Raw genomic sequence first — 21,153 nt, forward strand, 5'->3', positions numbered from 1 at the left:
GGCTATGCGCTGCTCGACTTCATGAGCGCCGGTGGTGTGGTGATGTGGGCGCTGGCCGGGCTCTGCGTGGTGTTCTGGACCCTGGTGTTCGAGCGCTTCTGGTACGTGCGCCGGGTCTTCCCACGCTGGGGGCGCGAGCGGCGCAAGGCCTGGCAGCTGCTGCAGGACGACAACGGCAGCTGGCAACGGGCGGTGCGTGCGGCCTGGCTGGCGCAGGCGCGGCAACACCTGCTCGGCCCGCTGCGGCTGAGCAAGACCCTGGTGGCGATGTACCCGCTGCTCGGCTTGCTCGGCACCGTCAGCGGCATGGTCGCGGTGTTCGACGTGCTCGCCATCAACGGTACCGGCAACCCGCGCGGCATGGCCGCCGGCGTCTGGCAGGCGACCCTGCCGACCATGGCCGGCATGGTCCTGGCGATTACCGGATTGTTCAGCCTGGCACGCCTCGAACGCGATGCGCGCCGGGCCCTCGAGCGGCTGGCCGACCAGCTGCGTCACGAGTGAGAGCTTGTGAAAACACTGCCCGTCTGCTGCGGCCGCCTCCAAGCGCCCGCAGCGGCGTTGCGTTAATTGAAAAGCGGGGTCATTTAGCTCACTAAACTCCCCCGTTTTTCAACTAGCGCGCCTTGCCGCGAACGCCTGGAGGCGGCCTCGCGACGGCGCTCAATATTTTCACAAGCTCCGAGATAACCAACATGCGAATGCGCCGACACCACCAGCAGGACGAAGACACCGGCATCGACCTGACGCCGATGCTCGACGTGGTCTTCATCATGCTGATCTTCTTTATCGTCACCAGCTCCTTTATCACGGAGTCCGGGGTCGAAGTGCAGCGTCCCCAGGCGGAGACTGCCAGCCCGCAGGACAAGGGCAATATCCTCATCGCCGTGACCGCCGACGGTCAGGTGTGGATGGACAAGAAAGTCGTCGACGTGCGCAGCGTGCGCGCCCATGTCGAGCGCATGCGCGTCGACCAGCCGGACGGCGCGGTGGTGGTGCAGGCCGATCAGGATGCGCGTACCGGCCTGGTGGTCCAGGTGATGGATCAGGCGCGTCTGGCCGGGGTGCAGGATGTCGCCCTGGCCGCCACCTCGGGAGCGCTTTGATGCGTGTACCGCTGTCCTTTCTCGGCGCCTGTCTGATGGCCTTGGCGCTGTTCGCCTTGATGCTGTACATGGTCGCGCCGCCGCGTAGCCAGCCCTCGGACACGCCGGTGACGGTGGCCAACTTCGTGCGCCTCGATGGCAATGCCAGCGACACCGCGACGCGCACTCGTCAGCAGGCGCCGCAGCCACCGCAACCGCAAACCCCACAACCGCCGACACCGCCCACGCCGGTCGCCGCCACAGCAAGTGCCAATCTGCCGGCGCTGGACCTGCAATTGCCGAGTCTGAGTAGCGGCATCGCCGTCAACAGTGCGCCGACCCCGAGCCTCAGCGGTCTGAGCGCCGGCGCCGCCGCGCCCAGCGCGCCGGCGTCAAGCGAGTCCGCTGGACAGGCCGGCGGCCCGGAAAGCGAGGTGATGCCGCTCAACGATGTCAGTCCTGACTATCCGCGCTACGCCTTGCAGCGTGGCATCGAAGGGCACGTCAAGCTGGCGTTCACCATCAGCCGCGCCGGTGCGGTGGAGAATATCCGGGTGATCGAAGCCAGCCCGCAGAATGTGTTCGAGCGCGAAGCGCGGCGCGCCGCCGTGCGCTGGCGTTTTGCCCCGCGTACCGAGAGTGGTCTGGCGGTGGCTCGCGAAGCGGTGAAGACCCTGTACTTCCGTCTCGAGGGAGGTCGCTGAGATGCAGCGTTTATTGCTGTTAGTAATTCTCTGCACGGCGGGTGCCGTGCAGGCTGCCGGGCAAAGCGTCGAGCCGGGTGTGTTTCGTGCCCTGAACGCGGCCCAGGAGGCTCAGCAGCAGGGCGACTATGCCGCGGCGAGGCGCGCGCTGGATGCGGCCAAGGCCAAGCCGGGCAGTCTGGAGCAAGCCTTGCTGTGGCGCAGCCGCGGCTATCTGGCCTGGGCCGAAGGGCACAACGCCAAGGCCATCGAGCTGCTCGGCCAGGCGTTGAGCAGCGGCAAGCTGGACGCCGAGTTGCAGGCCGGCGAGCAACTCAACCTGGCCCGGCTCAACCTGGTCGAGCGTCGCTACGCCCGGGTCGTCAGCCTGCTGGCGCCGCCGCAGGCGACGGCCGGGGAAGAGGTTCTGCAGATGCTGGTGCAGGCCTACCAGGGGCTGGGCCAGCCGGCTAAGGCGCTGCCGCTGGCCGAACGCTATGTGCAGGCCAATCCGCGGGCGGCTGACAGCTGGTTGCAGTTTCTCGTCGCGGTGAATGCCGACCTCAAGCGTTATTCCGCCGCCGAGCGCTGGCAGCGTCAGTTGCTCGGTCGTCAGCCCGATCGTGCCCAGGGCTGGCGCCAGCTGGCCGCCTTGCAGCAGCTGAGTGGTAGCCACGACAAGGCGTTGGCCACCCTGCGTACGGCACACAGCAAGGGCCTGCGTTTCAATGAGGCCGAGCTGGACAATCTGGTGCTGCTGGCCAGCGCGGCCGAGCAACCCTGGCAAGGCGCCAAGCTGCTCGCCGGCCTGCTCGAACAGGGCCTGCTGGCGCGTACCGCTGCCCGCGAGGAGCGCCTGGCCCTGCTCTGGTGGCAGGCCCGCGAGCGCGCTGCGGCGGCGCGGATCTACCGCCAGCTGGCGGGGCGTTCGGGCAGCGCCAAGCATTGGCTGAACCTGGCCCAGCTGGAGATGGAACAGGCCCGTTGGCAAGCCGGCCTGGACGCCTTGGCCAAGGCCGAGCGCGCCGGTGCCGAACGCAGCAAGGTGCGCTCTTGGCGCCGCTGGGCGGAAAGCGAACTGAGTTTCGAGCGGGAAAAACGTCTGGCCAGTACGCGCTAGGATGGGTCACAAATGCGTAGGGTGGGTTAGCCGCATGCAGCCCCTATCCTGACACCGGGGGCCGACATCACGCCACCAGGGACGCGGCGTAACCCACCATCGGCGCAACGCGGTCGATCGCTTGGTGGGTTACGCGTCGCGCCACGATCGTATTCGGGTGATCGGCCGGCGTACCGCGCCGCTAACCCACCCTACGGGCCGAAGCGCTCAAGTATCCGGCAGCTCGTAGGCGTAGATCTTGTCCGCCTGCATCTGATAGCCGGCTTCGGCCAGTTCGCTGCTGCTCTGTTCGACCTTCAGCGCGCCCTCGATCCAGAATGGCTGATAGAGCGCATCCAGCAGCACGCCCAGTTCGGTGGTGACGTGCACGATCTGGTTCGATGGCGGTGGCGGTACATGGATGCAGGCGCCGAAGTAGGGCACCAGCAGGAACTCGGTGACGCGGCCTTCGTCGGTCACATCCAGCGGCACTATATAACCGGGCAGCTTCACCGCCTGACCGTCCAGCTCCTTGACCACGGGCGCGGCGGGCGATTGTTGCCCCGCGGCCGGGCCGGACTCGGACAGGGCGTCGGCCAGTTGCGACAGGTCATGGATGGGCGCGGGTTCGACCACTTGCGCGGGTGCATCGGCCGGGACCATGTCCGACCAGCTCAGCTCGCGTACCTCGGCGGCCGATAAAGGCGCGGCCAGGGCGATAAGCACAGCAGCGAGCAGGGGGCGGAGCATGGTGCTACCTCGTATCGAAAAAAGCGTCATAAGCGGCGTTATAAACGAATCGACAGGCCATCGGCCAGCGACTGCCGGTAGGCACGCCAGGCGGGGACACAGCCCATCAGCAGGGCGGCACTCAGGATAGCGCCGAGCAGCGTCCACTCATAGGCCGTTGGCAGGTCAAGCGGCAGATACAGGCCATAGTTGGCCTGCACATGGCCCTGCGCCCCGGCGATGCCCAGATACAGCAATACCAGGCCCAGCAGCACGCCGGCCAACGCCAGGGCGAAGGCCTCCAGGATCAGCAGGCTGGCGATATGCCAGGGCCGCGCGCCGACCGAGCGCAGGATCGCCATCTCGCGGCGGCGCTCGTTGAGGCTGGTGAGAATCGCGGTGAGCATGCCGATAAGCCCGGTCAGCACGACGAACAGCGAGACCACGAACAGCGCTTTCTCCGCCGTACCCATCAGGCTCCAGAGTTCCTGCAGGGCGACGCCGGGTAGGATCGCCAGCAGCGGCTCGCCACGGAAGTCATTGATTTCGCGTTGCAGGCTGAAGGTCGCGATCTTGCTGTTGAGGCCCAACAGAAAGGCGGTAATCGCCGTCGGCTGCAGATCCAGGGCGCGCGCCTGCTCGGCGCTGACGACCCCGGCGCCGCGGGCCGGCATGCCGTTCTGCCAGTCGACATGCAGTGCTTCCATTCCGGCCAGAGATATATGCAGGGTGCGGTCCACGGGGGTGCCGGTGCGCTCGAGGATGCCGACCACGCGAAAGGGCTTGTCGTCATGCTTGAGCAGGCTGATGGTGGCCACGCCATGGGCCAGTACCAGCTCTTCGCCGAGGCGGTAGTCCAGTGCCTTGGCCACTTCCGCGCCGAGCACCACCTCGAACGGGTCGGCGACAAAGGCGCGGCCCTGGCCGATCCGCAGCGGCTGGCTGCGGGCATAGCGGAAGTGCTCGAAGTAGGCCGGGTTGGTGCCCATTACCCGGTAGCCGCGGTGCGAATCGCCAAGGGAGATGGGGATCGCCCACTTGACCTGGCGGTGGTCGGCGAAGCGCTGGAAGCTGTCCCAGCGAATGTTGTTGGTCGCGTTGCCGATGCGAAACACCGAATACAGCAGCAGGTTGACGCTGCCTGAGCGGGCGCCGACGATCAGGTCGGTGCCGCTGATGGTATTGGCGAAGCTGGCCCGGGCTTCGGTGCGTACCCGCTCGACGGCCAATAACAGGCAAACGGAAAGGGCGATGGCGAATACCGTGAGCAGCGCGGTGAAGCGGCGGTTGCCCAGGCTGGCCAGGGCCAGACGTAATAGGTACACCTTCAGATCTCCGACGGGGTGGCGGCGCGATTGAGTTCGGCCAGCGACAGGCTGCGATCGAACAGGCGCGCCAGGCTCTGATCGTGACTGACGAACAGCAGGCTGGCGCCGGCCTCGCGGCATTCGGCGAACAACAGCTGGAGGAAGGCCTCGCGGGCATCGAAGTCCAGTGCCGAAGTCGGCTCGTCGGCGATCACCAGTTCCGGCTGGCCGATCAGGGCGCGGGCGGCGGCGACCCGCTGTTGCTGGCCGATGGACAGTTCATCGGCGCGGCGCTCGAGCAGCGTGGGCTCTTTCAGGCCGAGGTGGGCGAGCAGGGTGGCGGCGGCCTGGTCGATGCTGCCGTGGCGCTGGATGGCGCGGCTGGCGCGCAGCCTGGAGAAGTGGCAGGGCAACTCGACGTTCTCGCGCACCGAGAGAAACGGCAGCAGGTTGAACTGCTGGAAGATATAGCCGGTGTGGTCGACGCGAAAGCGGTCGCGGGCGCTGGGCGAAAGTGCGCTCAGTTCCTGGTCGAGCAGACGGATGCTGCCGCGATTGGGCGTTTGCACTCCGCCGAGCAGGCCGAGCAGCGTGGTCTTGCCGCTGCCGCTGGGGCCCTTGAGAAACAGGCTTTCGCCGCGCTCCAGGGTGAAGCTGGGGATGTCCAGCAGCTGCCCCTGGCCGGGCCAGGCGAAACCGAGGTTGGACAGGCTGATCAGGGCATTGCTCATAAAGTAAGCGGCTGGGTTGCCCCAGCCGTTCTGCACTCCGAAAATTTAGAAACTGAGGGAAGGCTTGGCCGGCGTCAATTCCACGCCTTGCTGGCCATTCGGGCCGATCAGTTGTACCTGAATTTTCTCAGTGGCGGGGAAGCGCTTGAACAGTTCGCCCAGGTTCAATTGTTTCAATTCACCTGGCTTTTTGCAGTCGAGCTGGTAATGCGCATGGATTTCGCTGTGCGCGCTGCCTTCATCGTGGTCGTGATGTTCCTTGTGCTCTTCATCTTCTTCGAACAATGCGCTTTCCAGCTCGGTTTCGCTCACTGTGCAATTGCCGGCAGCCAGGCCGAACAGGGCCTGCGGGTCTTGTAGTTGGCTGCGTGCGGCGGCGACCTTGGCCTTGTCGGCGTCGCTCTCGGCGGCATGTTCGAAACCCACCAGGTTCATCGCCGGGCTTTCCAGCTCCAGCTCCAGGGCCTGGCCATCGAGCACCACATTGAGGCGGGCGGCGCCATGCTCGTGGGCGTCGAGGCTGCCGTGTTCGGCGTGGTCGTTCGCATGAGCGTGGTTGTGCTCGTTGGCTTGGGCGACGGCCAGGGGCAGCAGGGCAAAAGGCAGGGCAAGCAGCAGGCGACGCATGGTGATCTCCGGTCGGGATTCAATTTACTTGTTACGTTATAACAACTTTTATATGGGTCTGACCAGCTCCGCTTGGCGAGCTGCGGCTGACGTGGGAGCATGCCTGTCGATTACTCGAGGGCAGCAAGATGGTGCGAATCCGTGGACGGGTCGGCGACTGGCCGGTGGATCTGACAGTGGAGCTGGACGCGCAGGATTGGGCGCAACTGGCGCAGCACATCACGCCTGCTGCCGCTGCCGGCGAGCCACCGCCGGCCGCCGCAGCCTTGGCAACCGATGCCCTGTGGCAGACGACTCTGGACCTGCTGCACCAGGCCGGGCAGATCGAAGGGCCGCAGCTACTCGCTCAACTGGCCGCCTTGGCCGGCAGCGAGGCGGCGGGCAAGCGCCTGCTGGTGCGTTTGCGCCATAGCGCCTTGGTGCGCATGGAAACCGGGGTGGATGCGCCTATCTATCACTGGGTCGGCTAGCAGGCGGGGCGATGTGGAGTTTCGCGGTGCTCAGCCCAACAGCCATACCCGTAGGGCGGGTGAAACCCGCCATGGCTGCAAGTGGCGATAAAACACTGCGGGTTGCACCCGCCCTACGTTCTGAGCTCAATAGATCGCCTGATACAGCTTGCGCCGGTAGGCGGTTACCAGCGGGTCTTCGTTGCCGAGCAGGTCGAACACCTGCAGCAGGGTCTTGTGCGGCAGGCCGTCGGCGTAGGTGCGGTTACGTGTGAACAGCTGCAGCAGGGCCGCCAGCGCCGGCTCGTATTGCTGGCGGGCCAACTGCTGGATCGCCAGTTGGTAGGCGGCTTCATCGTCTGCGCCGTTCTGCGCCAGACGGGTTTTCAGGCTGGCGACGTCCGGCAGGTCCGCCGCCTGACGGAGGAAGGTCAGCTGCGCGCGGGCGCTGGCCAGGGCCTGCTGGTGTTCGTCGCCGGTCACCGCATCCAGCGCGGCCTCGGCTTCAGCCAGTTCGCCGCGTTCGGCCAGGCAGCGGGCATAGAGGATCAGCGCCGTGGCGTGCTGGTTATTTTCCGCCAGCACTTCTTTGAGCAGGGCTTCGGCATCGCCGATGCGGCCCTCGGCGAACAAAGCCTGGGCCGCCTGCATGGGGTCGGCCGCGGCGGGTGCCGGCTCGGCCACGTGGGGCTTGAGCAGTTCGCGGATCGCCGATTCGGGCTGCGCGCCGGAGAAACCGTCGACCGGCTGGCCGTTCTTGAACAGCACCACGGTGGGCAGGCTGCGAATGCCGAAGCGCGCGACTATGTCCTGCTCGATGTCGCAGTTGACCTTGGCCAGCAGCAGTTCGCCCTGGTAACCCTCGGTGATCTGCGCCAGCAGTGGCATCAGGGCCTTGCAGGGCGCGCACCATTCGGCCCAGAAGTCCACCAACACCGGTTTGTGGAAGGAGTTCTCGATCACCAACTGTTCGAATTGGGCGCTGCCGGATACGTCGAAAATATAAGGGATGTCGCTCATGGGATGGGCTTTTGGTCGATGGAAAGGCTATAGCTTCAAGCTTCGAGCCCTAAGCTGCAAGTAAGAGCCACAAGCTTTAAGCCATAAGCGGCAAGTGAGAGCGCAAAGCTTGCCGCTGCGCCCTCCGGGCGTAATACAGGCTGACCTGGCGAAACTCCGCCGGCTCGGCCAGATCCGGCTGGGTACAGGCGTCCAGCAGGCCGAGGCGTCGATACAGCGGATGCTGGAAGTCGCGCACCCGCGAATCGGCCAGCAGCACCTGACGGCCGCGGCTGAGGAACTGGTCGAGCAGTGCCAGGTTGGCGCGGTCGTAGAGTACGTCGGCGACCAGGATCAGGTCGAAGCGGTCGGCTTCCTGGAAGAAGTCCGCCGAGTAGCCCAGTTCCACCTGGTTGAGTGCGGCATTGGCCCGGCAGGCCTCGAGGGCCAGTGGGTCGAGGTCGCAGGCCACCACTTCGAGGGCGCCAGCCTTGGCCGCGGCAATCGCCGCGACGCCGGAACCGGCGCCGAAGTCCAGTACGCGCTTGCCGCGCACCCACTGCGGATGCTCGGCCAGCCAGCGCGCCAGCACCAGGCCGCTGGCCCAGCAGAAGCACCAGTAGGGCGGCTCCTCGAGAATGCGCCGGGTTTCTTCGGGGTTGAAGGCGCGCGCCATATTGGCGGCATCGATCAGCCAGAGTTTCAGCTCGGTAGCGGGCAAGTGCTCGGCCACCAGCCTGGCGTCGCCGAGCAGCTCGCTCAGCGCCGCTTGCAGGGTGGCAGTTGGGCTCATGGCGCCGGCACCAGGCGCAACTCGCCGAGTTGCTGGCTGTCGTGGTGGCGAATCGGTCGTGGCGGCAGGCGCAGGATCAGGCGGCCGGCTTGACTGACCCGTCCGCGCAGTTCGACCCGGGTGCCGGGGATGAAGGCCTGGGGGTTGAACGGCAGGCGAAAGGGCAACGTCGCGCCGCTGCCGCTCAGTTGCACGTTGCCCAGCAGGCCCTGGGGCAGGCCGCGGGCATCGATCAGCAGCAGGGCCAGTTCGACTTCGCTGCCACTGGGGACGCCGAGCAGGCTGCCGCTGAGCTCACGCAGGTGCGCCGGCAGAGGTGCAGGCGTGGCTGCGGGCGCCGACGTGGTCGGCGGCTGGGGCGACACGGCGGGTTCGCCGGCGCAGGCCGCGAGCAGTCCGGCGAGGGTGAGGGGAGCGAGCAGTCGCATGGTAATGATCATCTGGGTGGTGGATCCGAAAGAAACCGTATGCCTGAACCTGAAGAGTAGCTGGGCGCGCGCCTGTATAGCGCAAAGTCCTCGGCTTGTCTTGCCGGCGGGATGCGCTACCATGGCGCTTTCCTGTTCAAGGCGGCTGCCCTCCTATGCACTGTCCCTTCTGCGGTGCCAACGACACCAAGGTCATCGATTCGCGCCTGGTCGCCGAGGGCGGGCAAGTGCGTCGTCGGCGCGAATGCCTGGCCTGCGAAGAACGTTTCACCACCTTCGAAACCGCCGAGCTGGTGATGCCGCGGCTGATCAAGCAGGACGGCAGCCGCCAGCCTTTCGACGAAGACAAGCTGCGGGCCGGCATGCAGCGCGCCCTGGAGAAACGCCCGGTGAGCATCGAGCGCCTGGAGGCGGCCATTGCCCATATCAAGCACCGGTTGCGCGCCACCGGCGAGCGCGAGATCAAGTCGCTGGTGCTCGGCGAGTTGGTGATGAGCGAGCTGCAAAAACTCGATGAGGTCGCCTACATTCGCTTTGCCTCGGTGTACCGGCGCTTCCAGGATCTCAACGAGTTCCGCGAGGAAATCGACCGGCTGTCCCGCGAGCCCGCCAAAGAGCAATGATGAGCATCGATCATGCCTGCATGGCCCGCGCCCTGGAGCTGGCCGGCAAGGGCCTGTATTCCACCCACCCCAATCCGCGGGTCGGCTGCGTCATCGCCCGCGACGGGCAGGTCGTCGGCGAAGGCTGGCATGCGCGCGCCGGTGAGCCGCACGCCGAGGTGCATGCGCTGCGCCAGGCCGGCGCGCAGGCGCGTGGCGCCACCGCCTATGTGACCCTGGAGCCCTGCAGCCATCACGGTCGCACCCCGCCGTGTGCCGATGCACTGATCGCGGCCGGCGTGGCGCGGGTGGTGGTGGCCATGCAGGATCCCAATCCGCAGGTCGCCGGCAATGGCCTGGCGCGGCTGATGCAAGCCGGGATCGCAGTCCAGGCCGGTGTGCTGGAAGCCGAGGCACGGGCGCTCAATGCCGGCTTCATCAAGCGCATGGAACAGGGCCTGCCCTTCGTGCGGGTCAAGTTGGCGATGAGCCTGGACGGTCGCACCGCCATGGCCAGCGGCGAGAGCCAGTGGATTACCGGGCCGGCTGCCCGCGCCGCGGTGCAGCGCTTGCGGGCCCGCGCCAGTGTGGTGCTGAGCGGCGCCGATACCGTATTGGCGGACAACGCCCGCCTGACCGTGCGCCCCGCTGAACTGGGCCTGGATGCCGAGCTGACGGCGTTGGCGATGACCCGGCCACCGTTGCGGGTGCTGGTCGACGGACGCCTGCGGGTGCCGCTGGCGGCGCCTTTTTTTCAGGCCGGCACGACGCTGGTGGCGACCTGCGCGGCCGCTATGGCACGTGATCGCTACCTGGACGCCGGTCACGAACTGTTGGCTGTACCGGGCAGTAGCGGCCATGTCGATCTGCACAAACTGCTGGCCGAACTGGCCGGGCGCGGTGCCAACGAAGTGCTGGTCGAGGCCGGGCCGCGCCTGGCCGGGGCCTTCGCCCGCGAGGGCCTGGTCGATGAGTACCAGTTGTTCGTCGCGCCGAAGTTTCTCGGCTCCAGCGCGCGGCCCTTGCTCGAACTGCCGCTGGCACGCATGGCCGAGGCGCAGGCGCTGAAGATCGTCGAGATGCGCGCGGTCGGCGACGACTGGCGGATCATCGCGGTGCCGGCCGACTAGGGCCTGTGTCGCGCCGATCTTCTCGCGACACCGGCATTGGCGGATGCGACGGATCGGCCAGGTGCCAGCACGACTTGTCGCGCGGCGATGCAGGCACGCGGCAATTATGGTAAAACGCGTCTCGGCCACTGCGGTGGCCGCAACGTTCTCAGGGCGGGGTGTGATTCCCCACCGGCGGTAATGGCGCTCGAGTGCCTAGCCCGCGAGCGCTTGTCCGGGTTGCGTAAGCAACCCGGCAAGGACAGCAGACCCGGTGTGATTCCGGGGCCGACGGTATAGTCCGGATAAAGAGAGAGCGGGATTCCCTCCTCGGGTGCCCTGTGCGTACCCGTGAAATCCCTATCGATCGGCAGTGCCCTGTTTTGTGCAAAACAGGAGTTCATTCATGCTGTTCAACATCAGCTTCACTCGAGCACCGGAGGACCCATGTTCACCGGCATAATCGAATCCATTGGCAGCATCCGTGCGCTGACGCCCAAGGGCGGCGACGTGCGTGTCCATGTGGCCACCGGCAAGCTCGACCTGGGCGACGTCAAGCTGGGCGACAGCATCGCGGTCAATGGCGTCTGCCTGACTGCGGTGGAACTGCCCGGCGACGGTTTCTGGGCCGATGTCAGCCGCGAGACCCTGGCGCGCACCGCCTTTATCGACTTGAAGCCCGGCAGCCCGGTCAACCTGGAAAAGGCCCTGACGCCATCCAGTCGCCTCGGCGGCCATCTGGTCAGCGGCCATATTGATGGTGTCGGCGAAGTCATTGCCCGCGCCGACAACGCCCGCGCCGTGCAATTCACCATCCGCGCGCCGCGCGAGCTGGCCAAGTACATCGCCCACAAGGGCTCGATCACCGTCGACGGCACCAGCCTGACCGTCAATGCGGTGAATGGCGCCGAATTCGAGCTGACCATAGTGCCGCACACCCTGGCCGAGACCATCATGGTCGACTATCGCCCCGGCCGGCAGGTCAACCTCGAGGTCGACCTGCTGGCGCGTTACCTGGAGCGTCTGCTGCTTGGCGACAAGGCCGCCGAGCCGAATGCCTCGGGCATGACGGAAAGTTTTCTGGCCGAACACGGCTACCTGAAGAATTAAGGAATCGCCAGCATGGCTCTCAACAGCATCGAAGAACTGATCGAAGACATCCGCGCCGGCAAGATGGTCATCCTCATGGACGACGAGGACCGCGAGAACGAAGGTGACCTGATCATCGCCTCCGAGTGCGTGAGCGCCGAGCACATCAACTTCATGGCGCGCTTCGCCCGGGGCCTGATCTGCATGCCGATGACCCGCGAGCGCTGCGAGCTGCTCAAGTTACCGCTGATGGCGCCGCGCAACGGCTCCGGCTTCGGCACCAAGTTCACGGTCTCGATCGAGGCGGCCGTCGGCGTCACCACCGGCATTTCCGCCGCCGACCGCGCGCGCACCGTGCAGGCCGCCGCCGCCCGGAGCGCGGTAGCCGACGACATCGTCAGCCCCGGCCACATCTTCCCGCTGATGGCCCAGCCCGGTGGCGTGCTGGCCCGTGCCGGTCACACCGAGGCGGCCTGCGACCTGGCGCGCATGGGTGGCTTCGAGCCGAGCGGGGTGATCTGCGAAATCATGAACGATGACGGCACCATGGCCCGCCGTCCCGAGTTGGAAGAGTTCGCCAAGGCCCACGACATCAAGATCGGCACCATTGCCGACTTGATCCACTACCGGCTGATCCACGAGCGCACCGTCGAGCGCGTCAGCGAGCAGCTCCTCGACAGCGAGCTGGGCCAGTTCAACCTGGTGACTTACCGCGACTCGGTGGAGAACGATGTGCACATGGCCCTGACCCTGGGCACCATCTGCGCCGATGAGCCGACCCTGGTGCGGGTGCACAACATGGACCCGCTGCGCGACCTGTTCATGGTCAAGCAGCCTGGCCGCTGGAGCCTGCGTGCGGCCATGGCCGAGGTGGCCAAGGATGGCAGCGGCGTGGTGCTGCTGCTGGGCAACCCGCTGACCGGCCCGGACTTGCTGGCGCACCTGGAGCGGCAGTTGGGCGGCGAGGCGAAAGTGACGGCCAATCCGACCACCTACAGCACCGTCGGAGCCGGCTCGCAGATCCTCCGCGACCTGGGCGTGCGCAAGATGCGCCTGATGAGTTCGCCGATGAAGTTCAATGCGATATCCGGTTTCGATCTGGAAGTTGTAGAATACCTGCCCTCTGAATAATCCCAAGGGCCGCCAATCGCGGCCCGGCTCTTTAAATAGACGAGACTCGCTATGACCCTGAAGACCATCGAAGGTACTTTTATCGCCCCCAAGGGCCGCTTCGCCCTGGTGGTTGGCCGCTTCAACAGCTTCGTTGTCGAAAGCCTGGTAAGCGGTGCCGTCGACACCCTGGTTCGCCACGGTGTGAGCGAAAGCGACATCACCCTCATCCGTGCGCCGGGTGCCTTCGAGATCCCCCTGGTGGCACAGAAAATCGCCCAGCGTAGCGAGTTCGACGCGATCATCGCCCTGGGTGCGGTGATCCGTGGCGGCACGCCGCATTTCGAATACGTCGCCGGCGAATGCACCAAGGGCCTGGCCCAGGTGTCCATGGAGTTCGGCGTACCGGTGGCCTTCGGCGTGCTGACCGTCGACTCCATCGAGCAAGCCATCGAACGTTCCGGCACCAAGGCCGGCAACAAGGGCGCGGAAGCTGCACTGTCCGCCCTGGAAATGGTCAGCCTGCTGGCGCAGTTGGAGGCCAAGTGAGCCAGAACGACAGCACCGGGCAGAAGCCGCAGCCGGGCAAGAAAGCACCCAGTGGCAAAACCCTGGCGCGGCGTCAGGCGCGCACCCTGGCCATGCAGGCGCTGTACTCCTGGCACATGGCCGGTCAGCAGTTGAACGAGATCGAGGCGCAGTTTCGCGTCGATAACGATTTCAGCACGGTCGACGGCGCCTACTTCCACGAGATCCTGCACGGCGTGCCGCGGCAGAAAAGCGAGATCGACGGTGCCTTCGAGATCCTGCTGGATCGTCCGATCTCCGAGATCGATCCGGTCGAACTGTCGATTCTGCGGCTGTCCACCTACGAACTGAAGAACCGCCTCGATGTCCCCTATCGGGTGGTGATCAACGAAGGCATCGAGTTGGCCAAGGTGTTTGGCGCCACCGACGGGCACAAGTTCGTCAACGGCGTGCTGGACAAACTGGCGCCGCGCCTGCGGGCGGACGAAGTCCGCGCCAACCGGCGCTGACAGTCTCTTGAACGGCTGCTGCGGGTTGCGTCCGCCAGGCCCTGTCGAGATCGGCCTGATCGCGTCGCGTCACGCGGCGCAGCTGGCAGGTGTGGCCGCCCGTGGGTGAGTTCGAGCTGATTCGTCGTTATTTCGCCGCGGCGGCCTGTGCGCAGGCCGGTGCAGGCGTGGCGCTGGGAATCGGCGACGACTGCGCACTGCTGGAACTGCCGGCTGGCGAACAGCTGGCGGTTTCCACCGACACCCTGGTTGCCGGGGTGCATTTTCCCGAATCAGCCGATCCCTTTCTGCTGGCCCAGCGCGCGCTGGGCGTGTCGGTCAGTGACCTGGCCGCCATGGGCGCGACTCCGATCGGCTTCACCCTGGCCTTGACCCTGCCCGGCGCGGAACCGGCCTGGCTGCAAGCCTTCGCCGGCGGCCTCGATCGGATGGCGCAGGACTGCGCCGTGCGCCTGATCGGCGGCGATACCTCGCGCGGGCCGCTGAGCCTGACCCTGACCGTGTTCGACCGAGTGCCCCATGGCCTGGCGCTGACCCGGGCCGGTGCCCGGGTCGGCGATGTGCTCTGCGTGGGCGGCGAGCTGGGCGATGGCGCCGGTGCCTTGGCGCTGGTGCTCGGCCAGCGGCAGGCGCCGGCTGAGATTGCCGAGCCCTTGCTGGCGCGCTACTGGTCGCCGCGACCGCAGCTTGGCTTGGGCGTGGCGCTACGCGGCAAGGCCACGGCGGCGCTGGATATTTCCGATGGCCTGCTGGCCGACTGCGGACATATCGCCGCCGCCTCGGGCGTGGCGCTGCTGATCGAGCAGGCGCGCCTGCCGCTGTCGCAGGCGCTGCTGGCCCTGCTCGGCGCCGCTGGCGCGCGTGACTGCGCGCTGAGCGGCGGTGACGATTACCTGTTGGCCTTTACCCTGCCGGCCGAGCATCTCGCCGGCTTGCAGGCGCAGGGCTGGCCGGTGCATGTGATCGGTCGCGTCGAGGCCGGGGCCGGCGTGCAGCTACTGGATCCGCAGGGTCAACGCCTCAAGCCGCAGGCGCGGGGCTATCAACATTTTGGGAGTGACGGTGACTGAACCGCTAAGCGTGCCGCCATCGGTATGGCGCAATCCGTGGCACTTCATCGCCTTCGGCTTCGGCTCGGGCACCTTGCCCAAAGCGCCGGGCACCTGGGGTTCGCTGGTGGCGCTGCCGTTTATCCCGCTGTGGCAGATGCTGCCGGACTGGGGCTACTGGCTGATGCTCGGCATCACCATGCTGTTCGGCTTCTGGCTGTGCGGCAAGGTCGCCGAAGACCTGCGCGTGCATGACCATGAGGGCATCGTCTGGGACGAAATGGTCGGCATGTGGATCACCCTGTGGCTGGTGCCGGAAGGCTGGGGCTGGCTGCTGGTGGGTTTCCTGATGTTCCGCTTGTTCGACATCCTCAAGCCCTGGCCGATCAGCTGGATCGACCGGCACGTGCATGGCGGTGTTGGTATCATGCTCGACGATGTGCTGGCCGGGGTCTTCGCCTGGCTGGCCATGCAGTTGCTGGTGTGGGGCTGGGCCAATGGCCTGGCCAGCGGGCTGGGCCTGTAGCCGGCCGTTGAGAAACTGGCTGCGTTGCCCCTCTTGATAAAAGAGGGGGGCGTTAAAGATGGCTATGTACCCGTTATTGGTTGAAGCGCAATTTCGGCGCAGATGTGCTGCCAGAAAATCCTTTCACCCGCTAACCCAGACATAGCCTTAAACATGGCCTGCCAAAGGTGTCGAGATCGATCATGGCGAGATGCTGGTTGGCGATACTGCTGGGCGTGCTGGGCTGCTCATGGGCCCTGGCCGCGCCGACTGCGCCGACTGAGCCGCAGGAGATTCGCCTGGCTAGCGAGGTCTGGCAGGGCCATACCCATGCCGACGGCAGTGGTCTGGCCTGGGATATTCTGCGTCAGGTGTTCGAGCCCGAAGGCATCGAGCTGGTGATCCAGAGCGTGCCCTATACCCGCTCCATCGGCCTGGTGCAGCGCGGCGAGGCCGATGCCTGGGTCGGCTCCTACCGCAACGAGGTGGACGAGGGCGTGTTCTACCCGCGCTGGCACTACGACGCCGATCAGATCAGTGCGCTGGGCTTGGTCGATCAGCCGGTGCCGAGACAGGCAACGCTAGGCGAGTTTCGTCTGGTGTGGATGCGTGGCTACGAATATCAGCGCTATTTGCCAAACCTGAAGCACTACCGGGAAATTCAGCGCCGCGGCGGTATCCTGTCCATGCTCGATCACGGTCATGCGGATTTCTACATCGATGCGCAGACCGAGGTCGATGAGGTGCTCGACGGTGCGGCGGACCGGGCCCGCTACCGGGTCACCCGGTTGATCCGTTTGCCGATGTACCTGGGCTTTGCCGATAATCCGCGTGGGCGGGCGTTGGCCCAGGTGTTCGATCGACGCATGGCTCAGCTGGTCGAGCAGGGCGGTTTGCGCCCGCTGTTCGAGCACTGGCAGCAGCCCTATCCCTTCGAATGAGGAGTGAGAATTTTGCGTAACAGGCTGAAAGTCCTCGGCGCCGGGGCCCTGCTGTTGGCCTGCGGGCTGAGCGGGGCGGCGCCCCAGGTGCTGGTGGTCGGCCTGTTTCCCGGCGCCGCGGTGCTCAATGTCGACGGTCAGCGCAAGCTGGTGAAAGTCGGCCAGACCGGTCCCGGCGGGGTGGTGGTGGTCAGTGCCGACAGCCGCGGCGCCGTGCTGCGAGTGGATGGCGTGGAGCGCGCCTATTCCCTGAGCCGCGAATACAGTAACGGCTTTGCCGAACCGAGCACGCAGCAGCTGAGCATTGCCAAAGGCATCGGCGGGCACTATTGGGTCGCCGGTTCGGTGGACGGCCATCCGCTGCAGTTCCTGGTCGACACCGGTGCCACCTCGGTCGCCCTCAACGACGGCCATGCTCGTCGCCTGGGCATCGACTACCGGGTGGTCGGCCGACCGCTGCAGGTCAGTACCGCCAGCGGCACCGTGCGTGGCTGGCGGGTCAAGCTCAACAGCGTCAAGGTCGGCACTCTGGAGGTGCTGGGCGTCGAGGCGGTGGTGCTGGAGGGCGGCTCGCCCACCGAAGCGCTGCTCGGCATGAGCTTCCTCGGTCGGGTCGGCTGGCGGGTGGAGCAGGACCTGCTGGTGCTGGAGTCGAAGCATTAGGGCAGCGGCAAGCCATAAGCCTCGAGCGAAAAGCCCAAGGCCATGCTATTGGCATGCAGCTTGCCGTCTTGTCGATCCTTATCATCGGTAATTCAGGCTGACCCGCCGGCGGGGGCTGCTGTTACAATGCGCCCTCGCGAATTTCCAGCCCTTATCTATTTATTAGGAGCATCCGGTGTCTGTCGTGTTCGTCGCCGCCTCCCAGCTGCCTACCCCGTTCGGGGTGTTTACCATGCATGGCTTTCTCGAAACGGCCACGGGCAAGGAGCACGTCGCGCTGACCTTTGGCGATGTCGCCGATGGCGAGCCGGTGCTGGGGCGCCTGCATTCCGAGTGCCTGACCGGCGATGCGCTGTTCAGCCTGCGCTGCGACTGCGGCTTCCAGCTCGAAGCCGCCTTGCGCGCAATCGCCGCCGAAGGGCGCGGCGTCCTGCTCTATCTGCGACAGGAAGGCCGTGGCATTGGCCTGCTGAACAAGATCCGCGCCTACGAACTGCAGGACGGCGGCGCCGACACGGTGGAGGCCAACGAACTCCTCGGTTTTGGTGCCGATCTGCGTGAATACGCGATCTGCCTGCCGATGCTCGAACATCTGCATATCAAGGCCCTCAAGTTGATGACCAACAACCCGCGCAAGGTCAAGGCGCTGGGCGATATGGGCATCAATGTGGCCACGCGCGTGCCGCTGCAGATCGACCATAACCCGCATAACAAGAAGTACCTGGCGACCAAGGCTGGCAAGCTCGGGCATATGCTCGGCAGCCTGCATCAGGGCGAGGTCGAGGAAAGTCTGTGACCCGCAGCGATGTGCGCCGTCGCCTGGCGTGGGTCTGGTGGTGGCAACTGGGGCTGGCCCTGGCGCCGCTGTTCGGGCTCAATCTGCTGTTCGGCGCCGATCGGCAAGTCGGTGTGCTGAGCATGCCGCTGTTCATCGCCGGCCTGGCGTCGATGTTCGTCAGCCTGCCGCTGTTCCATGCCTACAAGCACGCATTGATTGCCACCGGAAAAGCCCTCGACAGCCCGGCAGAGCCGGCCGCCTGGCTGGCCTTGGCCGCGCGTCGCCGGCTGGCCCTGCTCGGCGCCGGCCTGCCGGCCTGGGTTGCCGCCATCGCGGTGTTCGCCGGGCTGGAGGCGATTCCGCTGATCCTCCTGGCGCTGTCCAGCGTCGTCCTATTCTACCTCTACCGCATTCCCCGTCAGCTCGGCTGATGCTCCGTCTCGGCGCCTGCCTGCTCGCCTTGCTGACCTGGTCGGCGAGCGCAGTCGAGCGGGTGGTCAGCCTGGCGCCCTCCCTGAGTGAAATCGTGGTGGAGCTGGACGCAGCCGATTTGCTGGTCGGCGTGCTGGATGGCGGCGAGCGGCCGGCGGCGCTGGCCCACCTGCCCTCGGTGGGACGCTACGGTCAACTGGAAATGGAAAGCCTGCTCGAGCTGCAACCCGATCTGATCCTGCTCTGGCCGGACAGCATCAGCCGCGCCCAGCGCCAGCAGCTGGAGGGCTTCGGCATCCCGCTGCTGATTACCGAGCCGCACGATCTGGCGCACCTGGCCGAGCAGTTCGCCGCCATCGGCAGCCGCCTCGGCCGCCACGAGCAAGGGCAGGCGCTGCGCCGGCGCTTCAGTCGGCGCCTGGCCGAACTGAGCGCGCGCTACCGGCGTGAGCCGCCGCTGCGGGTGTTCTACCAGATATGGGATGTGCCGCTGTACACCATCGGTGGCCGGCAGATCATCAGCGATGCCTTGCGCGTGTGCGGCGGCGAGAACGTGTTTGCCGAGCTCGACCTGCCGGCGCCGCAGGTCAGCGTGGAGGCGGTGCTGCAGCGCGATCCCGAGGTGATCCTCGCAGGCTCGGGCGCGCAGCTGGAGGTCTGGCGCAGCTGGCCGCACCTGACCGCGGTGATCCGCGAGCAACTCTGGCAGGTGCCGGACAAGGGCCTGGAACGGCCCAGCTTCCAGATGCTGGCGGCGACCGAGCGGCTGTGCCAGCGGTTAGCCGAGGCGCGCTGAAGCCCGGAGGCAATCCGGGAATGGTCTTCATCTATGGCAGCGAATCCCCGGATTGCATCCGGGCTACGTTCTGACGGTTCCCCCTTGCGTAGGGGCGGGCGGCGTTCCGCTTCAGCCCACCGGCACGCTGGTGGTGGGCTGAAGCCCACCCTACACACTGACGCCTAGAAACGGTAACCGACGCTTAGTTGCAGTTCTTCTTCCTGCGCCGGATAGAGCGCCTTGTTGCCGGCGACGAACGCGTTGTGCCCGGCAAAGCTGTCATAGCGTTTGCCGGTCAGGTTGTTGATCCGCAGGCGGCTGCTGAACTGCTGGTAGTCGTAGCTCAGGCCAAGATTGAACAGGGTGTAGCCGCCTTCGCGGGGCATGACATGAGCGTCGTCGCTGGAGAGGTAGCGGGGCCCGGTGTAGTTGGCTTCCAGGTAGGCGGTGAGTCCGTTGAGGACCCGGTAGCTGAGGTTCAGGCCGGCGGTGTGGCGCGCTACCCAGGGCACGTCATGGCCTTTGAAGTTGCCGGCCCGATAGCGCGCATCGGTGAAGCTGTACTGCCCGTTCAGACTCAGGCGATCGCTGAGCTGGCGCCGACCTTCCAGCAACAGACCGTCGCGCCGGGTATCGTCCAGGTTGACGTTGGCGCCGGGGCCGAAGGGGCCCGGCGCTGCACTGTCGAAGGCGATCTCGTTGTGCAGATCGAGGCGATAGAGGCTCAGCTGATAGCGCTGGATGGCGTCCTGCCATTCGATCCCGCCTTCCCAAGACAGCCCGGTCTGCGGCTCGAGAAAACTGGTGCCGGGTGAGGTGAAGCCGTTGTCGTCGACGTTGGCGAAGCGCAGCACATCTTCGCGCTTGAGGAACAGGCGGGTCTGGGCGTTGGCCTGCCAGCTGAGGCCGAGGCTGCTGCTGTCCTCGCGGTCGGTGTGGCGCAGGCCGAGGCCCTGGTTGCGGTCCTCCACCTCGCTGGCGCGGTAGCCCAGGGTCAAGCTGAGGTCGTGGCCCAACGGTTGGCTCAACTGGCTGTACCAGTCGCGCAGGGTCTGGCGAAACAGCGTGTCGCCGAAGGCCGAACCGAGTTCGTAATCGCTGGTGATGTGGTCGTGGCCGAGCAGCCATTCGCTGCGTCCGAGCCCAGTGTCCCAGTGCGCCGTCAGGCGCGGACTGAAGGTCTCCACGCGGGTGCCCTGGGTGAAGGCACCGGAGAGGAAGCCCTTGGCATCGCTGTCGCGGTAGCTGTAGTCGAAGTCGGCCGTCCAGTTCTCCGTGAGCGCCTGGCGGGCGGCGAAGCGGTTGACCTGGGTCTTGCTGTCGCTGAAGTCGAGCGGCTTGACGCTGGCCTTGCGGTCGGCACGGCGCTGGGTCTCGCTGAGGGCGCCGGGCAGGCGCAACTCGTCATCGATACTCTGGTATTCGGCGAGCAGCCAGCCGCCGTCGTGGTCATGCCGCAGGCGGGCGAAGGCGTTGCTGTAACTGGCATTGTTGTTGTCGCGGTAGCCATCGGCATGCCGCGCCTCGCCATTGGCATAGAGCGAGAAGCCGGCGCCGAGTTGCTGGAACACGTGGCCGCGGTAGGCTTCCAGGTCATGGCTGCCGCGGCTGGTCTCCACGTAGGCCTCGTTTTCGCTCGGGGTGCGGGTGATGATATTGAGCACCCCACCCACCGCCTGGTCGCCATAGAGCACGCTGCCGGCGCCGCGGATGATCTCGATGCGCTCGATGTTGGCCAGGGGCACGCTGTTGAGGTCCGCCGCCTGCTGGCTCGGGTTGTTCAGGCGGCGGCCGTCGACCAGCACCAGGGTGTTGTTCGCCGCGTTCTCGCCGAAGCCGCGCAGGCTGAGGGCGACGCGGTTGCCGTCGCCGAGGGTGTCGCGGATCTGCAGGCCGGCCTGGGTGCGCAGCACTTCCACCAGGCTGCTGGCGGCACTGGTTTCGATTTGTTTGCGGGTGATCACCGCGACGCTGCTGGGGGCGGGTGCCTGCAGGGGCGTGCCGCGGGTCACTACCAACGGCGGCGCCTGGTAAGGCTCTTCGGGTTCAGCCTGGGCAGCCAGCGGTAGCAGCGCCACTGCCAGGGCAATGCGGGATAATTTCATCGGTAAATCCTCAAAAGACAGAACA

Annotated in this window: 26 protein-coding genes and 1 riboswitch; of the genes, 18 read left to right on the top strand and 8 right to left on the bottom strand. The window is 66.2% G+C overall.

Translation table 11 applies throughout. From position 1 onward, the window contains the following. Positions 1–21: 21 nt before the first annotated feature. From ABZE94_RS05655 to ABZE94_RS05670, 4 genes are all read left to right on the top strand, one after another. Entirely contained in the window at positions 22–504 is a 483-nt protein-coding gene (locus tag ABZE94_RS05655; protein WP_372874575.1) for a MotA/TolQ/ExbB proton channel family protein, read from the top strand. A 191-nt stretch (positions 505–695) separates the two neighbouring features. After that, on the top strand, positions 696–1,106 hold the full coding sequence (locus ABZE94_RS05660; protein ID WP_372874554.1) for an ExbD/TolR family protein: 411 nt from the start codon (positions 696–698) through the stop codon (positions 1,104–1,106). Continuing rightward, positions 1,106–1,789 carry an energy transducer TonB gene (locus ABZE94_RS05665; RefSeq protein WP_372874555.1) on the top strand — a complete coding sequence of 228 codons (684 nt, stop codon included), beginning with the start codon at positions 1,106–1,108 and terminating at the stop codon, positions 1,787–1,789. Before ABZE94_RS05660 ends, ABZE94_RS05665 begins: the two co-directional genes overlap by 1 nt. Position 1,790: 1 nt before the next feature. Continuing rightward, positions 1,791–2,888 carry a hypothetical protein gene (locus ABZE94_RS05670; RefSeq protein WP_372874556.1) on the top strand — a complete coding sequence of 366 codons (1,098 nt, stop codon included), beginning with the start codon at positions 1,791–1,793 and terminating at the stop codon, positions 2,886–2,888. A gap of 207 nt (positions 2,889–3,095) precedes the next feature. On the opposite strand, the gene ABZE94_RS05675 is transcribed toward ABZE94_RS05670, so the two are convergent. From ABZE94_RS05675 to ABZE94_RS05690, 4 genes are read right to left on the bottom strand one after another with little or no spacing between them, the layout of a single operon-like run. Then, a complete protein-coding gene (locus ABZE94_RS05675; protein WP_372874557.1) occupies positions 3,096–3,617 on the bottom strand; it encodes a DUF3299 domain-containing protein in 522 nt (173 codons plus the stop codon). A gap of 38 nt (positions 3,618–3,655) precedes the next feature. Then, the gene (locus ABZE94_RS05680; protein WP_372874558.1) at positions 3,656–4,921 is read right to left on the bottom strand and encodes an ABC transporter permease; all 1,266 of its coding nucleotides are present in this window, start codon (positions 4,919–4,921) and stop codon (positions 3,656–3,658) included. Positions 4,922–4,923: 2 nt separating this feature from the next. Next, positions 4,924–5,634: an ABC transporter ATP-binding protein gene (locus ABZE94_RS05685; RefSeq protein ID WP_372874559.1), complete on the bottom strand. Its 711-nt coding sequence runs from the start codon at positions 5,632–5,634 to the stop codon at positions 4,924–4,926. Positions 5,635–5,679: 45 nt separating this feature from the next. After that, a complete protein-coding gene (locus ABZE94_RS05690) occupies positions 5,680–6,261 on the bottom strand; it encodes a DUF2796 domain-containing protein (protein WP_372874560.1) in 582 nt (193 codons plus the stop codon). Between the two features lie 128 nt (positions 6,262–6,389). Between ABZE94_RS05690 and ABZE94_RS05695 the strand changes: the two genes are divergently transcribed. Beyond that, positions 6,390–6,731, top strand: coding sequence for a hypothetical protein (locus ABZE94_RS05695; RefSeq protein WP_372874561.1), 342 nt, complete (start codon positions 6,390–6,392; stop codon positions 6,729–6,731). 126 nt (positions 6,732–6,857) lie between these two features. On the opposite strand, the gene trxA is transcribed toward ABZE94_RS05695, so the two are convergent. The 3 genes from trxA to ABZE94_RS05710 all read right to left on the bottom strand — a co-directional run bounded on the left by trxA (position 6,858) and on the right by ABZE94_RS05710 (position 8,936). Next, on the bottom strand, positions 6,858–7,730 hold the full coding sequence (gene trxA / locus ABZE94_RS05700; protein WP_372874562.1) for a thioredoxin: 873 nt from the start codon (positions 7,728–7,730) through the stop codon (positions 6,858–6,860). Positions 7,731–7,806: 76 nt separating this feature from the next. Further along, entirely contained in the window at positions 7,807–8,502 is a 696-nt protein-coding gene (locus tag ABZE94_RS05705) for a methyltransferase (RefSeq protein WP_372874563.1), read from the bottom strand. Continuing rightward, positions 8,499–8,936: a hypothetical protein gene (locus ABZE94_RS05710; protein WP_372874576.1), complete on the bottom strand. Its 438-nt coding sequence runs from the start codon at positions 8,934–8,936 to the stop codon at positions 8,499–8,501. The genes ABZE94_RS05705 and ABZE94_RS05710 overlap by 4 nt, the downstream gene beginning before the upstream one ends. Before the next feature lie 149 nt (positions 8,937–9,085). On the opposite strand from ABZE94_RS05710, the gene nrdR reads away from it, so the two are divergent. From nrdR to ABZE94_RS05775, 13 genes are all read left to right on the top strand, one after another. Beyond that, positions 9,086–9,553: a transcriptional regulator NrdR gene (gene nrdR / locus ABZE94_RS05715; protein WP_372874564.1), complete on the top strand. Its 468-nt coding sequence runs from the start codon at positions 9,086–9,088 to the stop codon at positions 9,551–9,553. Next, positions 9,550–10,662: a bifunctional diaminohydroxyphosphoribosylaminopyrimidine deaminase/5-amino-6-(5-phosphoribosylamino)uracil reductase RibD gene (gene ribD, locus ABZE94_RS05720; protein ID WP_372874565.1), complete on the top strand. Its 1,113-nt coding sequence runs from the start codon at positions 9,550–9,552 to the stop codon at positions 10,660–10,662. Before nrdR ends, ribD begins: the two co-directional genes overlap by 4 nt. 140 nt (positions 10,663–10,802) lie before the next feature. Further along, positions 10,803–10,963, top strand: a riboswitch (FMN riboswitch). A gap of 125 nt (positions 10,964–11,088) precedes the next feature. After that, a complete protein-coding gene (locus tag ABZE94_RS05725; RefSeq protein WP_372874566.1) occupies positions 11,089–11,751 on the top strand; it encodes a riboflavin synthase in 663 nt (220 codons plus the stop codon). 12 nt (positions 11,752–11,763) lie between these two features. Beyond that, positions 11,764–12,861, top strand: coding sequence for a bifunctional 3,4-dihydroxy-2-butanone-4-phosphate synthase/GTP cyclohydrolase II (gene ribBA, locus ABZE94_RS05730; protein WP_372874567.1), 1,098 nt, complete (start codon positions 11,764–11,766; stop codon positions 12,859–12,861). Between the two features lie 51 nt (positions 12,862–12,912). Then, the gene (gene ribE / locus ABZE94_RS05735) at positions 12,913–13,389 is read left to right on the top strand and encodes a 6,7-dimethyl-8-ribityllumazine synthase (protein ID WP_090498849.1); all 477 of its coding nucleotides are present in this window, start codon (positions 12,913–12,915) and stop codon (positions 13,387–13,389) included. Further along, complete coding sequence (nusB, locus tag ABZE94_RS05740; RefSeq protein ID WP_372874568.1) at positions 13,386–13,877, top strand: transcription antitermination factor NusB; 492 nt, start codon at positions 13,386–13,388, stop codon at positions 13,875–13,877. The genes ribE and nusB overlap by 4 nt, the downstream gene beginning before the upstream one ends. Positions 13,878–13,978: 101 nt before the next feature. Continuing rightward, positions 13,979–14,947, top strand: a complete 969-nt coding sequence (gene thiL / locus ABZE94_RS05745) for a thiamine-phosphate kinase (protein ID WP_372874569.1) — start codon at positions 13,979–13,981, stop codon at positions 14,945–14,947. Next, complete coding sequence (locus ABZE94_RS05750; protein ID WP_315852827.1) at positions 14,940–15,452, top strand: phosphatidylglycerophosphatase A; 513 nt, start codon at positions 14,940–14,942, stop codon at positions 15,450–15,452. Before thiL ends, ABZE94_RS05750 begins: the two co-directional genes overlap by 8 nt. A 182-nt stretch (positions 15,453–15,634) precedes the next feature. Further along, complete coding sequence (locus ABZE94_RS05755; protein ID WP_372874570.1) at positions 15,635–16,372, top strand: ABC transporter substrate-binding protein; 738 nt, start codon at positions 15,635–15,637, stop codon at positions 16,370–16,372. Between the two features lie 24 nt (positions 16,373–16,396). After that, entirely contained in the window at positions 16,397–17,035 is a 639-nt protein-coding gene (locus ABZE94_RS05760; protein ID WP_372874577.1) for a TIGR02281 family clan AA aspartic protease, read from the top strand. Positions 17,036–17,210: 175 nt separating this feature from the next. After that, a complete protein-coding gene (gene ribA, locus ABZE94_RS05765) occupies positions 17,211–17,831 on the top strand; it encodes a GTP cyclohydrolase II (protein WP_372874571.1) in 621 nt (206 codons plus the stop codon). After that, positions 17,828–18,244 (top strand): MFS transporter, encoded by a 417-nt coding sequence (locus tag ABZE94_RS05770; protein WP_372874572.1) that lies wholly within the window; start codon positions 17,828–17,830, stop codon positions 18,242–18,244. The genes ribA and ABZE94_RS05770 overlap by 4 nt, the downstream gene beginning before the upstream one ends. After that, positions 18,244–19,041 carry a cobalamin-binding protein gene (locus ABZE94_RS05775; protein WP_372874573.1) on the top strand — a complete coding sequence of 266 codons (798 nt, stop codon included), beginning with the start codon at positions 18,244–18,246 and terminating at the stop codon, positions 19,039–19,041. The genes ABZE94_RS05770 and ABZE94_RS05775 overlap by 1 nt, the downstream gene beginning before the upstream one ends. Positions 19,042–19,205: 164 nt before the next feature. Here the strand turns inward: ABZE94_RS05775 and ABZE94_RS05780 are convergent, their stop codons facing one another. Continuing rightward, the gene (locus ABZE94_RS05780; protein WP_372874574.1) at positions 19,206–21,128 is read right to left on the bottom strand and encodes a TonB-dependent receptor; all 1,923 of its coding nucleotides are present in this window, start codon (positions 21,126–21,128) and stop codon (positions 19,206–19,208) included. Positions 21,129–21,153: the final 25 nt, after the last annotated feature.

Origin of the sequence: Pseudomonas sp. (assembly GCF_041601375.1) — a bacterium.
Taxonomy (GTDB): domain Bacteria; phylum Pseudomonadota; class Gammaproteobacteria; order Pseudomonadales; family Pseudomonadaceae; genus Aquipseudomonas.

Coding starts and splice junctions, on each gene's coding strand:
- ABZE94_RS05755 (WP_372874570.1), top strand. CDS start 15,635: ATGGCGAGATGCTGGTTGGCGATACTGCTGGGCGTGCTGGGCTGCTCA.
- ABZE94_RS05690 (WP_372874560.1), bottom strand. CDS start 6,261: ATGCGTCGCCTGCTGCTTGCCCTGCCTTTTGCCCTGCTGCCCCTGGCC.
- trxA (WP_372874562.1), bottom strand. CDS start 7,730: ATGAGCGACATCCCTTATATTTTCGACGTATCCGGCAGCGCCCAATTC.
- ribBA (WP_372874567.1), top strand. CDS start 11,764: ATGGCTCTCAACAGCATCGAAGAACTGATCGAAGACATCCGCGCCGGC.
- ABZE94_RS05780 (WP_372874574.1), bottom strand. CDS start 21,128: ATGAAATTATCCCGCATTGCCCTGGCAGTGGCGCTGCTACCGCTGGCT.
- ABZE94_RS05665 (WP_372874555.1), top strand. CDS start 1,106: ATGCGTGTACCGCTGTCCTTTCTCGGCGCCTGTCTGATGGCCTTGGCG.
- ABZE94_RS05660 (WP_372874554.1), top strand. CDS start 696: ATGCGAATGCGCCGACACCACCAGCAGGACGAAGACACCGGCATCGAC.
- ABZE94_RS05775 (WP_372874573.1), top strand. CDS start 18,244: ATGCTCCGTCTCGGCGCCTGCCTGCTCGCCTTGCTGACCTGGTCGGCG.
- ABZE94_RS05655 (WP_372874575.1), top strand. CDS start 22: ATGAGCGCCGGTGGTGTGGTGATGTGGGCGCTGGCCGGGCTCTGCGTG.
- ribD (WP_372874565.1), top strand. CDS start 9,550: ATGATGAGCATCGATCATGCCTGCATGGCCCGCGCCCTGGAGCTGGCC.
- nrdR (WP_372874564.1), top strand. CDS start 9,086: ATGCACTGTCCCTTCTGCGGTGCCAACGACACCAAGGTCATCGATTCG.
- ABZE94_RS05675 (WP_372874557.1), bottom strand. CDS start 3,617: ATGCTCCGCCCCCTGCTCGCTGCTGTGCTTATCGCCCTGGCCGCGCCT.
- ribE (WP_090498849.1), top strand. CDS start 12,913: ATGACCCTGAAGACCATCGAAGGTACTTTTATCGCCCCCAAGGGCCGC.
- ABZE94_RS05685 (WP_372874559.1), bottom strand. CDS start 5,634: ATGAGCAATGCCCTGATCAGCCTGTCCAACCTCGGTTTCGCCTGGCCC.
- ABZE94_RS05725 (WP_372874566.1), top strand. CDS start 11,089: ATGTTCACCGGCATAATCGAATCCATTGGCAGCATCCGTGCGCTGACG.
- ABZE94_RS05670 (WP_372874556.1), top strand. CDS start 1,791: ATGCAGCGTTTATTGCTGTTAGTAATTCTCTGCACGGCGGGTGCCGTG.
- ABZE94_RS05695 (WP_372874561.1), top strand. CDS start 6,390: ATGGTGCGAATCCGTGGACGGGTCGGCGACTGGCCGGTGGATCTGACA.
- ABZE94_RS05705 (WP_372874563.1), bottom strand. CDS start 8,502: ATGAGCCCAACTGCCACCCTGCAAGCGGCGCTGAGCGAGCTGCTCGGC.